The 14,661-nt window shown below is 53.1% G+C and carries 6 protein-coding genes and 4 pseudogenes; 9 read left to right on the forward strand and 1 reads right to left on the reverse strand.

From position 1 onward, the window contains the following. The first annotated feature begins 961 nt into the window (after positions 1–961). From uvrC to JCM12539_RS05415, 9 genes and pseudogenes are all read left to right on the forward strand, one after another. Positions 962–2,745 (forward strand): annotated as a pseudogene (uvrC, locus tag JCM12539_RS05375) (excinuclease ABC subunit UvrC). Positions 2,746–2,812: 67 nt separating this feature from the next. Beyond that, positions 2,813–4,109: pseudogene (gene obgE, locus JCM12539_RS05380) on the forward strand (GTPase ObgE). Positions 4,110–4,330: 221 nt separating this feature from the next. Beyond that, positions 4,331–6,318: pseudogene (locus JCM12539_RS05385) on the forward strand (acyltransferase family protein). Between the two features lie 195 nt (positions 6,319–6,513). Then, complete coding sequence (gene rnz, locus JCM12539_RS05390) at positions 6,514–7,455, forward strand: ribonuclease Z (protein WP_054649829.1); 942 nt, start codon at positions 6,514–6,516, stop codon at positions 7,453–7,455. Continuing rightward, positions 7,448–8,239 carry an SDR family NAD(P)-dependent oxidoreductase gene (locus JCM12539_RS05395; RefSeq protein WP_054649831.1) on the forward strand — a complete coding sequence of 264 codons (792 nt, stop codon included), beginning with the start codon at positions 7,448–7,450 and terminating at the stop codon, positions 8,237–8,239. The genes rnz and JCM12539_RS05395 overlap by 8 nt, the downstream gene beginning before the upstream one ends. A gap of 821 nt (positions 8,240–9,060) precedes the next feature. Then, positions 9,061–11,666: pseudogene (gene clpB / locus JCM12539_RS05400) on the forward strand (ATP-dependent chaperone ClpB). Between the two features lie 79 nt (positions 11,667–11,745). Further along, a complete protein-coding gene (gene rpmF / locus JCM12539_RS05405; protein ID WP_054649834.1) occupies positions 11,746–11,934 on the forward strand; it encodes a 50S ribosomal protein L32 in 189 nt (62 codons plus the stop codon). A 132-nt stretch (positions 11,935–12,066) separates the two neighbouring features. Then, positions 12,067–12,576, forward strand: coding sequence for a DUF1836 domain-containing protein (locus JCM12539_RS05410; protein ID WP_439645120.1), 510 nt, complete (start codon positions 12,067–12,069; stop codon positions 12,574–12,576). A gap of 159 nt (positions 12,577–12,735) precedes the next feature. Next, positions 12,736–13,584, forward strand: a complete 849-nt coding sequence (locus JCM12539_RS05415; RefSeq protein WP_056956964.1) for a hypothetical protein — start codon at positions 12,736–12,738, stop codon at positions 13,582–13,584. 91 nt (positions 13,585–13,675) lie between these two features. On the opposite strand, the gene JCM12539_RS12640 is transcribed toward JCM12539_RS05415, so the two are convergent. Next, on the reverse strand, positions 13,676–13,840 hold the full coding sequence (locus JCM12539_RS12640; protein ID WP_082405358.1) for a DUF2929 family protein: 165 nt from the start codon (positions 13,838–13,840) through the stop codon (positions 13,676–13,678). Positions 13,841–14,661 lie beyond the last annotated feature (821 nt).

The following is a 14,661-nucleotide window of genomic DNA, read 5'->3' on the forward strand; positions in this document are numbered from 1 at the left end:
GTGGCTGGTCGTACTGGCGTGATGGCTCCGGTTGAGCGGCTGGTCCCCGCGACCGGCTACGTGTCTCACGCTCACGCCCGTGCCGGGCTACCGCGAATTGCCGTAGCCCGAGCAAAACCCGCTCGGTCTAGCCAATTTGATTCTGTAAGTCATTACTGCCAGTAAGTGCTAACGCACTAACTGGCAGTAATTTCTAACAGAACTACGGGCATGCAGCCGTCGCGAGGACCAGCCGCTCAACCTCCGCCACCACGCCAGTACGACCAACGGTAGGAGTTGATCTTTATGTTTACGAAGGAGTTTACAGTCCTAATTGAAATAGTGGAACAGCCCCGCGCAAATCTGTAGTCATATTCACGCGATTACTGGAGCTTATTCCGGTACGAGTTCTTTCAGGTAACGTATTGGTATACGACTAGGCTCAAGAGATTAGAGACCACGAAATATCGGGAACCGCGGGTGGGCTTTGGGACGGAGGCGTCGTGCACGGAGACGTGGTTGCTGTGACCCCGGAGCGCCCTAGGAACGTAGTGACGTAGGGCGGCAAAGTTTATAGACCGAGTGGCTTTTCTCGGGCTATAAACTTCGTGGGAGGCCGGAACGGCCGGAGCGTGCGGGTATAGCAACCACGGCGTATGGTACGAAAGCCGCAGTCCCAAAGGCCACCCGCGTGTTCGTAACCACCCAGCCTTCGCCCTAGCAGTGGATTACCATGGAGCCCCCCACGAAAGCAGCAGCTCACCGACACGACCAACGCGGCCGTTAACCACTACCGTAGTAATCATGGCGTAGGGCACGTAAGCCGCAGCTCACCGACACGACCAACGCTGTCGCCAACCACTACCGTAGCAATCACAGCGTAGGACAAGAACCGGTCCGGCCGGCGTTACTTGCATAAAGCGTTGAAGGTGGCTAAAATATATTCTTAGCGAACAAACGTTTTGTTAAAGGAGGTCGAACGATGGCGTCGGCACACATCGAGGCAAAGTTAGCATTACTGCCAGACCTACCAGGCAGTTACCAGATGAAGGATATCACCGGCAAAATCATCTACGTCGGCAAGGCCAAGAACCTCAAGAACCGGGTGCGGTCCTACTTCAAGAGCAGTCATGACGGTAAGACGGCTAAATTGGTTTCAGAAATTGCGGATTTTGACTATATCGTCACCAGCACGGATAAGGAAGCCTTCCTACTGGAAATTACCCTCATTCAAAAGTATCAGCCGTACTACAACATCAAGCTCAAAAAGGGTACTGGCTATCCTTACATCAAAATCACCAACGAGCGGGATCCGAAAATCATGATTACGGGTGACGTGAAGAAGGATGGAGCTTATTACTTTGGCCCGTATCCGAACGTGTATGCCGCCGAAGAGACACTCCAGTTCATCCAGCGGGTTTACCCTTTGCGGCGCTGTAACGGCTACCAGGGCCGTCCGTGCCTGTATTACCACATGGGGCAGTGTCTGGGACCGTGTTTCAAGGAGGTGCCCAAAGAAGAGTATGATGCCCAAATCAAGCGCATCAAGAGCTTTTTGAACGGTAACACCGCCAAGGTCAAGTCGCAGCTAACTAAGCGGATGCAACAAGCAGCCACGGATATGGAATTTGAGCGGGCTGCGGATATCCGCGACCAGATTCGCTACATTGAGGCCACCGTGGAGAAGCAAAAAAAATTATCTCCAATGACCGTACGACGCGCGACCTGTTCAACTTTTACTGGGATAAGGGCTGGATGTCCATTCAGGTCTTCTTTATCCGCCAGGCGCGGTTGATGAAGCGGGAAAAGCGCTTGTTTCCCATTGTCAATTCAGCCAGTGAGGAATTTGAGTCGTTCATTTTGCAGTTCTACAACCGTAAGAACAACGTTAAACCACGCGAAGTGTTAGTGCCCGAGGGTATGGATAACCGGGTGTTGAGCGACATTTTGGGGGTGCCCGTCCGCACTCCTCAGCGTGGGGAAAAGCGGGCCCTGATGGATTTGGCGGCTAAGAACAGCCGGTTGACTTTGGAGCAGAAGTTCCGTTTGTTGGAGCTGGATAACCGCAAGACTGCGGGTGCCCAGGAAGAGATTATGGCGGCACTGAACTTGCCGCCAGCTGGCCACGTCATCGAGGCGTTCGACCATAGCCATATCCAAGGATCCGAGCCGGTCAGCGCGATGGTTCAGTTTGTCGATGGGCGACCAGAAAAGAGTAATTACCGGAAGTATAAACTCGCGCAGGACGAGGGGCAGCACAGCGCTAATGAAGACGCGAACACCCGTGAGGTTATCCGCCGGCGTTATACTCGTCTACTCAAGGAGCACCAACCGTTGCCAGACCTGATCTTGATGGATGGGGGTGCAATCGAAATGAATGCGGCCAAAGAAGTGTTGGCTGACGAACTCAACCTGGATATTCCGGTAGCGGGAATGGTGAAGAATGATAAGCACCGGACTGCTGCCTTACTATTTGGTGACGCCGATGAACCGATCAACCTTGACCCACGGAGCCAGGGTTTCTACCTCCTGGAGCGTATTCAGGAGGAGGTGCACCGCTTTGCCATTACTTTCCACCGGCAAATGCATTCCAAGAACAGCCTGAGCAGTCGTCTCGAGTCCATTCCGGGTGTGGGGCCAAAGACGCGTGGTAAGTTGTTACGGGAGTTTAAGACCGTAAACAACATCAAGGGCGCGACGGTGGACGAATTGCAAGCACTGGGGATTAGCAAAACCACCGCGCAGACAATTAAATTATCGCTCTAGCCTAGCATCAAGGCCCCGTGTCCTGTATGCTTAGGGGTAGAGCGACACGCAGGTACTGGAGGATTTTATGTTTGTAGATCAAGTCAAAGTGGCCGTGAAGGCCGGCAAGGGTGGCGATGGGGTCGTCGCCTTTCGTCATGAAAAGTTTGTACCGTTTGGTGGCCCGGCCGGTGGTGACGGTGGCCGTGGTGGAAGCGTGATTTTTTTACGTTGATACCGGGCTGAATACGCTGATGGATTTTCGTTACCGGCACGTTTTCAAGGCGTCAGCCGGTAGTAATGGTCAAAACAAGGGTATGTATGGTCGTGCGGCTGACGACACGCGGGTACCCGTACCCGCCGGCACAACCGTCACTGATGCGGATACTGGGGCCCTGATTGGCGACCTCGTTAATCCTGGAGATGAACTGGTTGTAGCGCAGGGAGGCCGTGGTGGCCGTGGCAATATTCACTTTGTGACCCCCAAGAACACCGCGCCGGAGATTGCCGAGAATGGTGAACCAGGCGTGGAGCGCAACGTCCAGCTTGAGTTGCGGGTGTTAGCTGATGTTGGGCTCGTTGGCTTCCCGTCGGTGGGCAAATCGACGCTGTTAGCGACGGTCACTAGTGCCAAACCAAAGATTGCGGCGTACCAGTTCACCACGTTGGTACCCAACCTGGGTATGGTGCGCCTCGACAATGGTACTGACTTTGTCATGGCCGATTTACCCGGCCTGATTGAGGGAGCGTCCGACGGCGTGGGGCTGGGAATCCAGTTCTTACGTCACGTGGAGCGTACGCGCGTAATTTTGCACTTGGTGGAGATGGATCCCGACAGCGGTCGTGACCCGCTGACCGACTACCACCAGATTCAAAAGGAACTCACCACGTACGACGACAACATGTTGTCCCGTCCGGAAATCGTTGTGGCAACCAAGATGGATATGCAGGGAGCTCAGGAACGGTTTGACACCTTCAAGCAGCAGTTGCTCGATGAGGGTGTAGCCGCAGACCACATCATGTCCATTTCAAGTGTAACGCATGAGAACTTGCAGCCGTTGTTGTACGCGACGGCCCAGTTACTCGCTGAAGCACCGTCGTTCTTTGAGGAAACCACCAGTGAAAGCGGCGGTAACGCGGAATACGCGTACCAAGGTGAGCCAGAAGACCAGTTTGAGGTCACAGAGGACGATGATGGTTTCCATGTGGTTGGTGCCGGGGTGGAACGAGTAGCCGCAATGGCCAACTTGGATCACGATGACGGGGTCCTACGGTTTGCGCGCAAACTGCGCCACATGGGCGTGGACGCGGCTTTGCGTGACGCTGGGGCCGAAGAGGGCGATGCGGTTTCGATTGGTGATTTGACCTTTATTTACGAAGATTAACGATGTACTGATAGCGGAGTGGTGTCTATTTTTGCAACGGGCTCAGCCTGGTTTGCTTAAATAGACACTTGCTCCTTTTTTTGTTTGATTCGCAATTTTTTTTGTGCAAAGTAGGGGTTCTGATTTGCGGCAGTTTGTTATAGTATATGTACAAGGCCGGTTTGCGTATCTGCAAGTCGGTGCGACTATTTTTTTGCCATATTAGTGAATGGGGTTAACCGATGGACGTGAAGAAGAAGGCGCCTAGGCGTCGCTATATTACTGGATTTGATGGTTTACGAACTATCGGGGTATTGGGTGTTATTTTATATCATCTGCGTCCAGAGTTGTTCAAGGGCGGTTACCTGGGTGTGCCAATATTTATGGTGGTCTCCGGGTATTTAATTACTGACGGCTTGGTCATGGAAATCACCCGGACGGGCCGGTTCAATTTCAAGAATTTTTGGTTGAAGCGTATCCGCCGCTTGTACCCAGCACTACTGGTGGTTTTATTCGGGACGGCGGCATACATTACGTTATTCGCGCGGGGATTGTTGCATAACCTGCACGCGATTATCGCGACTAACCTAGTTTACTTGTACAATTGGTGGCAGATTGCCAATGGTCAGTCGTACTTTGCCCGCTTTGCGGACGGAGAGAGCCCATTTACCCATCTGTGGACCCTGTCGATTGAGGGCCAGTTTTACCTAGTTTTTCCATTACTAGTGTTGCTATTATTCGGTATTTTTCGGTTAAGCAAAGGTAAAATGGCGGGTATCACGTTGGGACTCGCGGGTGCGTCCGCAATCTGGATGGGCGTACTCTACAAAATTACTGCTGGTGGCGCGCATTTTGACCCCAGCCGTTTGTATTACGGAACCGACACGCGTGTGTTTGCCATCTTGCTGGGTGCGGCTTTGGCTTCATCTGGCCTAGTGCCCACTTAGCACGGCACATTACGGATGCGGCCCGCAGGATGCTGGATGTGGTCGGCCTGTTAGCCCTCGTCGGCATGCTGGCCATGGTGGTGTTGGTCCAGGACCAAGACCCGTTCCTCTATGAGGGCGGTATGTTCATTTTCTCGGTGCTGGTGACAATTCTCGTTGCGGTAGTGGCACATCCAGCGGCACACCTGAACCGCTGGTTATCCAACCCGGTATTCTCGTGGGTGGGGTCCCGTAGTTACGGGTTGTACCTGTACCAATTCCCCGTGATGATTTTCTTTGAGCAAAAGTTTACGCACGTGGCGGACCATCCGTGGGCGTACCCGATTGCTGAAGTGCTCATCATCGTGCTATTGACCGAGCTATCGTTCCGCTTTGTTGAACAGCCCGCGGCACACTGGATGTTTAAGCGTCAGCTATCTGGTGGTCAACCCGCACAACCACGCAGTGAGCGTGTACCAGTTACACAGCGTATGAGCACGTGGTGGGGTCACCTGAAGCCGTCACAGATTGCGGTGACGGTGGTGCTCACGGCGACGTTCGCTGTGGGGATGACCGGTGTCGTTCAGGCTCCGCACGCCAAGGTTCAACAGACGGCGCTACAGAAGCACCTGGCACAGTCTGCTAAAGCAAAGGCGGCGGAGAGGAAGCGCTACGCCGCGTACAAATCTTCGCTCAGTGCCCAGAAGGCGAAGGATAAGTCCTCCGGCAGTGGTAGCAGCTCCAGTAGTAGCCAAAAGGTGGGCAAGAACGACTTTGCCCAGTACGGACTGACTGATGATGAGTTTGCTTACGCCGCGAATGTGGGCCTCACGGGTGTCGGCGATTCGGTGATGGCCGATGGTAAGCCGTTGCTAGAACAGATTTTCCCGCAATCGTTTATTGACGCTGCGGTTAGCCGGCAAGCTGCTGATGGTATTGGTATCGTTAAGAAATACGCGCAGGACGGTACGCTGGCCAACAACGTGCTTGTGGGTCTAGGGACGAACGGTCCGGTGACCTCCGATCAGATTGACGACCTGATGCATACAGTGGGTAAGAAGCGACAAGTATTTTGGATTAACACCCACGTACCAACACGGCAGTGGCAGAATCAGGTGAATGCCACTTTGGCTGATTCAGCTAAAAAGTATAGTAACCTCACCATTATCGATTGGAACGGCTATTCGAACGGGCATGCGGACTGGTTCTATGACGATAACGTGCACCCGAATCCGGATGGCAATCCGCGGTACGCGGCGTTTATTGCCAAGACTATTGTGGATAAATTGCGCGATCAAAAGTAACAGTTGTGGGAGTCGTCACTTGGTGGCGGCTCCCATTTTATGGTTATCACGTATCCGGCCTCCGCCAATCTGCGCGTAGAGAGTCACGGCCACGTATGCTAAAATAATCCGGTGAGGTTTGTAAGTGACGCTGTTGTTTGGTCACAATCAGGCCGGAGAAACAACGTAGATTGGTAAATAGAATGGATGGCACGCATGGAGATTCAGTTTTTAGGTACGGGGGCCGGTTCGCCCTCGCGAAGTCGTAATGTTAGTAGTCTGGCCCTCAAATTGCTGGATGAACGCAATGAAGTTTGGTTATTCGATTGTGGGGAGGGCACCCAGCACCAAATATTGCGGACTGCAATTCGCCCACGTAAAATTAGCAAGATTTTTATTACGCACTTACACGGGGACCATATTTTTGGGTTACCCGGTTTACTGGCCAGCCGGTCCAACCAGGGTGGCACGGAGCCGCTCACCATTTATGGACCGAAAGGAATCGCCGACTTTGTTAAAACCAGCTTACGGGTGACGCAGACACACCTGTCGTACGGCATTAACTTTGAGGTAGTGCAACCCGGAACCGTGTTTGATGACGCGACGTTCAGCGTGACTGCTGATTACCTGGATCACCGGATTACCTGCTTTGGTTACCGCATTCACGAGAAGCCACATCCCGGCGAGCTGCTGATTGATAAGGTGCGGGAGGCCGACATTCCTTCAGGACCAGTGTACGCGCAGTTGAAGGCCGGTAAGACTGTGACTTTGTCTGACGGGCGCACTTTCAATGGGCAGGACTTTATCGGCGACGCTCAACCCGGCCGGACGGTGACCATTTTTGGTGATACCCGGCAGGTTGACCGCGAGTTACCATTGGCAGACGGGGCGGACGTGGTGGTTCACGAGAGCACCTTTGACGGGGCGGACGCTAAGCTGGCCCGACGCTACTTCCATTCGACGGATCTAGAAGCCGCTAAGCTAGCTCGCCGGGCGCATGCTGGGCAGCTGTTGTTAAACCATATTTCTGCGCGGTACGTGGGCAAAGCGGCCCGCGAATTGCAAAAAGAGGCCCGTACCGTTTTCAGTAATACGCGTGTAGTTAGTGATCTTGATGAAATTGATATTCCGTTTAGGAAGCTGATTGATCATGACTGATTTAAGGGGACAGGTTGTTGTAGTGACCGGTGGCTCAGGTGGCTTGGGTCGGGCAATCGGCATGGCGTCGGTCCGGCGCGGGGCTACCGTGGTCTTTTTGGCTCGCCGCGTGAACGCCTTACGGAGTGCGCGGGCGGAGGCCAGTGCCTTGGCGGGGACCCCCGCGTATGCTTACCAACTGGACGTGTCGGATCCCGTGCAAATTGATGCAGTTTGGGCGCAGTTATTAGCGGACGTTGGTGGTCACGTGGACGTCTTGGTCAACGCAGCCGGCTTTGGTCAATTCCTGCCGGCGTTGAAGACTGATGCGGCAATCACCAACCGAATGTTCCGGGTGAATGTGTTGGGTCTCATTTACATGACTCGACTAGCCGGTGCACAAATGATGCGGCAGGGTGCTGGTCATATTATCAACATCGGTTCGATGGCCGGTAAAATTGCAACCCCAAAGTCTGCGGTGTACGCGGCTACTAAGGCTGCTGTGATTGCCTACAGCAACGCCCTGCGGTTGGAACTACGGCACACGGGGGTTAACGTTACGACCGTGAACCCCGGTCCCGTGGCGACGGACTTCTTTACGCACGCGCACGCCCAGGACTACGCGGACGCAATCGCTGCGTTTACCCTCAATGCGGACAAGCTTGCCGACAGGATTGTACGCGCGTTCCACAGACCTGTGCGTGAGGTCAATGCCCCCGCAATCATGCAGTTAGGTGCGGTACTTTACCCGTTGGTTCCGCGGATGGGTGATTGGCTGACGGCTACGGTCTTTAACCGTAAATAGTAGCGGTCCGGGCTACTCGATTATTTAGAGCTTAAGTGACAGGCGCGGTTAGATACCCCATCGGGTAGCGGCCGCGCCTTTTCGTTTGTCGTTGTGGACTGCCGCTAGTGGTGGCTGGTGGCTGGTCGTACTGGCGAGGCGGATCCGAGTGGCGGTTCTGGCCGCCGGGGGTGCCGTGGGGTACTGCGACTTTGTGGACCGCTCCACGGTGACCGCTGCTAGGGCGAAACCTCCAACCGCAAAAACCGCGGTTTCCGGTGCGATTTAGAGCCTGCCTGCCAAATGCAGGCAGCCAGTCTCTAAACTCGTCGCGCTGTACGTCACTACGCCCTCGGGCTGGCTTTGCCAGACCTGCGAATTAACTCCCAGTAAGGTGCTAAAGCACCAACTGGAAGTAAACCTACTGCGGCAAGCCCCTAACAGCGGTCACCGTTCCGGGTCCAGTCGTCTCCGTACCCCACGGCACCCCCGGCGGCCAGAACCACATTTGCGAACGGTTTTATGTAGTAATAACAGCTAGTCCCCGTTTGTGAATTAATTCTAGCAAGCATTCAGCTTTATAAAATTAAGTTAGTTCAACCGATACAGTTTTGCAGATCTAATCTGCTTTGGTGGACCGACAAACGGTTAATGGCTTTAGTGTTTACGGTTTGGACTGGGTGTCGCGACCCTTAATGTAGCGGGAGGCAGCGTCGGCCTGACCGACGCTGCCGTTAACCACTACCGTAGCTCATTGAATCGGCCGTCGTCAGCGTTTTGACCAACTTTGACCAAAGCAACCCACCCGTGTTAAAATGTGCACAACGAAAGGGGCGAGTAATTTGAATCCAGAACAATTAACTGAGGCAGTGACGCAGGCGGTGGGAGCAGCGCAACAGATTGCGCAAACTCGGCACCATCAAGAAATTGATATTCCGCATTTGTGGCGGGTACTGGTGCAGCCAAACGAACTGGCCAGCCAAATTTATCAGCAGGCCGGTGTTGATATTAGTGGCCTAAGCAGTGTAATCGACCAGGCACTCGATAATGAGTCAGTCGTTGAGGGCGTATCTAATTATGGCCAAAGCATGAGTCAGAACCTAAGTCAGTTGATGCAGGATGCTGACAAGGAACGTCAGTCTCTGGGTGACCAGTATATTGCTACGGATACATTACTGCTGGCGTTGATGCGGCAACAGTACTCGCCCATTACGGAGTACCTCACGCGGAATGGGGTGACGGCAAAGAAACTGCAGGAAGTCATCCAAAACGTTCGTGGTGGTCAGCACGTCAACAGCCAGGGCGCGGAAAACACTTACCAAAGCCTGAAAAAAAATACGGTACCGATCTCGTTGCGGAAGCCCGAACTGGCAAAATGGACCCCATCATCGGGCGGGATGACGAAATTCGTAACGTGATTCGTATTTTGTCCCGTAAGACCAAGAACAACCCGGTCCTGATTGGGGAACCCGGCGTGGGTAAAACAGCTATTGTTGAGGGGCTGGCACAACGGATCGTCAAGGCGGACGTCCCCGACAACCTGAAGGATAAAACCATCATTAGCCTCGATATGGGGAGCCTGATTGCTGGTGCTAAGTATCGGGGTGAGTTTGAAGAACGGCTCAAAGCGGTTCTCAACGAGGTTAAGCGCGCCGACGGTCAAATTATTTTGTTCATTGATGAAATTCACACCATCGTCGGTGCGGGTAAAACTGAGGGTTCCATGGATGCAGGCAACCTCCTGAAGCCGATGTTAGCCCGTGGTGAGCTCCACCTAATTGGTGCTACAACTTTGGACGAGTACCGTGAAAACATCGAGAAGGATAAGGCCTTGGAGCGACGGTTCCAGCGCGTACTGGTGCAGGAACCAAGCGTTGAAGACACCATCAGCATTCTGCGTGGGCTTAAGGAACGATTCGAAATTTTCCACGGAGTCCGGATTCACGATGCCGCTTTAGTGGCGGCTGCAACTTTGTCTAACCGCTACATCACCGACCGCTTTTTACCCGATAAGGCCATTGACCTCGTTGATGAGGCCAGCGCGAACATCAACGTGGAGATGAATTCGCGTCCCAACGAATTGGACGTCGCGGAACGGAAGCAGATGCAGCTAGAAATTGAGGAGGAGGCCCTGAAGAAGGAAACCGACAAGGCCAGTCAGCAACGTCTCGCACAGGCAGAAAAGGACCTGGCCGACGTCAAGGAACAGACCAGCCGACTCAACGCCCAGTGGCAGGCTGAAAAGCAGGAAATCACCGTTTTGAATGCCAAGAAGACCGAGGTGGAGCAGGCTAAACGTGAACTGGAGGACGCCCAGGCCAAATACGATTTGGAGAAAGCTGCGCGGTTACAGCACGGCACCATTCCGCAACTCGAAAAGGAGTTGGCCGATTTGGAACAGCAAGAACGTCCTGACACGTGGCTAGTACAAGAGTCGGTGACCCCGAACGAAATTGCGGCGGTGATTAGCCGGCAAACTGGCATTCCGGTAGCCAAGTTGGTGCAGGGGGACCGTGATAAGCTGTTACACCTGGCGGATAACTTGCACGAGCGGGTCATCGGTCAGGATGACGCTGTTGCGGCTGTAAGTGATGCAGTGATTCGGTCGCGCGCTGGCTTGCAGGATCCGAGCCGGCCACTGGGAAGTTTCTTGTTCCTCGGGCCGACCGGTGTGGGTAAAACGGAGCTGGCCAAAGCGTTGGCGGAAAACCTCTTTGATTCCGACAAGCACATGGTGCGGATTGACATGTCTGAGTACATGGAGAAAGCCAACGTATCGCGTCTAGTCGGGGCGGCACCCGGATATATCGGTTACGAAGAGGGCGGCCAGTTGACGGAAGCTGTTCGGCGCAATCCGTATACCATTGTGTTGCTCGACGAAATTGAAAAGGCGCACCCGGATGTGTTTAATATTTTGTTGCAGGTCCTCGATGACGGGCGTCTCACTGACGGGCAGGGCCGGACCGTCGATTTTAAAAACACAATTATTATCATGACTTCGAACCTGGGGAGTGAGCTCTTGCTGGATGCGGCTAACCAGGGTGGGATTAACGATGATACGCGTGCTTCCGTTCGTCAGCTCATTCAGTCGCGATTTAAGCCCGAATTCTTAAATCGAATTGACGATATTATTATGTTTAACCCGCTAAGCAAAGCTGACATTAAGCGAATCGTGGTGAAGGATATTGACGGGCTACGCTCCCGGCTGTCTGAACAGCAGGTGCAGTTACAGCTCACACCAGAGGCTATTAATCTGCTTGGCGAGTCGGGGTACCAACCGGCATTTGGGGCACGGCCGTTGCAGCGATTGATTACGACCGATGTGGAAACCCCTCTGGCAAGAAAACTAATTGCCGGTGAAATTGTTCCTGAAAGCACGGTGACAGTGGGTGCAAAAGATGGTAAACTAACTTTCGAGGACTCAGCGACAGCGCCAAACCCAGCGTAAATTGAGCGCTGCGCCTTGCAAAATAATGGTTTTCCGGTATAGTATATTGGAATACCAATAAAAAAAGGAGTTTATAATCATGGCAGTTCCTGCACGTAGAACTTCAAAGACGAAGAAGCGCATGCGTCGTGGTCACATCAAGTTGAGTGTTCCTAACTTGCACTTTGATGCTACGACCGGCGAATACCGTGTATCCCACCATGTTTCCCCGAACGGTTACTACAAGGGTAAGCAGGTTGTTGATACCAAGAGTGACGCCAACGCGTAATTAAACATTCAAGCCATTCCTTCTTTGGGTGTGGCTTTTTTTGTTGCGGATTTTTCCGCAACCATAGTTGATATGTGCTAGTATTAAGGACGAGGTGTACTTGCGTATATTGCAAAACTTGGAGGGCGCACAATGACAGATAATAAGGCATTTTCAGAATATTTGGCCCAATTGGCTCAGGCAAACTGGCCGCGTTGGGCGGATCTACCACAATTCGATTTGTACATGGACCAGGTCCTGCAGTTCGTTAACGAATTAACGGCACCCACGGGGATGGGCGAGCTTACTGCGACCATGGTGAATAATTACGTAAAGAAGGGTGTGATTAGTGCGCCCACCAAAAAAAAGTATGGTCGTACGCAGATTGCTAATATCATTGTGATTGCCATCTTGAAGCCGGTCTTTGCTTTAGACACCATCGCGGATGGCATCAAGTACCAGTTGGTTAATCGCACGGCGAACCAGGCGTACGATGCGTTCATCCTGGACTTTGCCGGTGCCATTCAACAGGCTAACTCAGACTTCACTGGCGAAGTAGTCATTAACGCGGTCAATAAGGAAGATACCACCAATATTCAAAACGCGATGGTTCAATTGGCCATTAACGCCGTTTTGCAAAAAAAATGTTGGTCGAAACCATGACAGAAATTGTGACGCCAAAGCCAGTGACCAAGAAGACCAAAAAGGATAAGACCAAGTAATTACGTGCCAATTATGACAATGAGTCACATTACACTTGTCGTTCTCGGTCAGGTGGGGTACATTAGGGTGCGTAACTTTTAGAGAAGGATGATTTTATTCATGAAGAAAATTATTACAGCAGTTAGTGCGTTGGCCCTGAGCCTCGTGCTGGCTGCGTGTGGGAACAAGTTGACTACTACCAAGAGCACTTATCATCAGGATGGTATGGTGGCTGTGATTAAGGGCGAGGCCAGTGGGGCCAAGCAGGTGCGTTACAAGTCCGCTAACGTTCAGGGCACGAAGAAGGTTAACAGTGGCACCTTTGCTTTCTCCGTACCGGTGACTGCCAGTAAGCAAAGCGTTAAAATCACTGCCGGCAATCTGAAGCGGACCGTTACGGTTAGTGCCGCTACTCCGTTAGCGGACTACCAGACGGCAGCCAACAAGTACAATATGGCGGTCGCGATGAGTACCCTCACAGCGGCGGAGCAGAAGCAGGTGACAGCATTCAAGGCCCCAACTAAGGCCAGCCTGGCTGCGATGACGCCCGCCGAGCAGGCCAGCACCATGCAGGCTGCCGCGACGGTCAAATCCTTGATGACGAAGGCCACGAATGCCACCAAGGACCAGCAGTTACCAGCGACGGTTAAGGACGGCGTGCACCAGGTGCTGAAGACTGGGGTGGTCCGTGTGCGGGTCAATGCTGACGGTAAGCACCTGATGGGCTACACGATGATCATTCCGGTCAAGGCGATGAAGAACAAGACCCAGGCAAAGCAGTTTGGGACTACGCTCGCGCTTCTCGGTACGTCGGCGGGTGCTGATGCCAAGAAGGTCATGAAGCAATTTGCCAAGGAAACAAAGGACCAGAAGGACAGCCAGACGACCATGAAGACCATTAAGAGTAATGGTGTGAAGTTTAACGTCGGGTTCTCTACCAGTAACATCTACGTGTACATCACTAAGTAGACAAAAATGCGGTTCCCATCACGATGTGGGAGCCGCATTTTAATGTTATCGGGCAAATTAAAACCGGCCTGAGCCGGTTGGGTGGTGCTGATTACTTGTTAGTGCTCTTAGTAGTGCCCGAGAAGTGTTGCATCAACGGTGGTAGGAAGACTAACAACACGACGAACACTGCACTGATAATCAGTGACTGGACGGGCTGGAAAGTGGAGCTCGTCAGTGAGGCGGCCAGGAAGCCGGTGATTTCACCGTAAATCACGCCCCAAAAAAAATAGCTGTTACAAAACGCATGTCAATCCCTCTTTTCTAACTAGCGCTATCTTAACGCATTCCGTCTGGTCCGTGCAAGTGAAAAATATGTGTGGGGACGAACGCGCGGGTGGGCTTTTGGACTGCGGCTTACGTGCCCTACGCCGTAGGTTGCTACACCCGCACGCTCCAGCCCGTGCCGGGCTTCCACGGATAATTGAGCTTGAGAAAACCACTCAATCTCAATTATCTGCCGCTGTAATTCGCTACGCTCAAACAGCGCTCCGGGGTCGCAGCAACTACGTCTCCGGGCACGACGCCTCCGTCCCAAAGCCCACTCGCGGGTTCCCGATAGTTCGTGGTCTCTAATCTCATGAACCTAATCCAATACCAATACGTTACCTGACCGAACTCATACCGGAATAAACTCCATTCACCACGCGAATATGCACTACAGATTTGTCTGGGCTGTTCTACCATTTCAATGAGGGGCTGTAAACTCCTTCGTAACCATAGGAATCAGCATCTAACGTTGGTCGTACTGGTGTGGTGGTGGAGGTTGAGCGGCTGGTCCCCGCGACGGCTGTATGCCCGTAGTTCTGTTAGAGTTACTGCCAGTTGGTGCTTTAGCACATACTGGCAGTTACGATTTACAGAATCAAATTGGCTAGACCGAGTGGGTTTCTCGGGCTACGGCAATTCGCGGTAGCCCGGAACGGGCGTGAGCGTGAGGCTCTCAGCACCGGTCGCGGGGACCAGCTGCTCAACCGGAGCCACCACGCCAGTACGACCAGCCAATAGCAGCGTTTACGTGGAGCGGTCCACAAAGTC

The organism is Lacticaseibacillus pantheris DSM 15945 = JCM 12539 = NBRC 106106, from assembly GCF_001311175.1.
In the GTDB taxonomy this organism is placed as follows: Bacteria; Bacillota; Bacilli; order Lactobacillales; family Lactobacillaceae; genus Lacticaseibacillus; species Lacticaseibacillus pantheris.

Coding starts and splice junctions, on each gene's coding strand:
- rnz (WP_054649829.1), top strand. CDS start 6,514: ATGGAGATTCAGTTTTTAGGTACGGGGGCCGGTTCGCCCTCGCGAAGT.
- JCM12539_RS05395 (WP_054649831.1), top strand. CDS start 7,448: ATGACTGATTTAAGGGGACAGGTTGTTGTAGTGACCGGTGGCTCAGGT.
- rpmF (WP_054649834.1), top strand. CDS start 11,746: ATGGCAGTTCCTGCACGTAGAACTTCAAAGACGAAGAAGCGCATGCGT.
- JCM12539_RS05410 (WP_439645120.1), top strand. CDS start 12,067: ATGACAGATAATAAGGCATTTTCAGAATATTTGGCCCAATTGGCTCAG.
- JCM12539_RS05415 (WP_056956964.1), top strand. CDS start 12,736: ATGAAGAAAATTATTACAGCAGTTAGTGCGTTGGCCCTGAGCCTCGTG.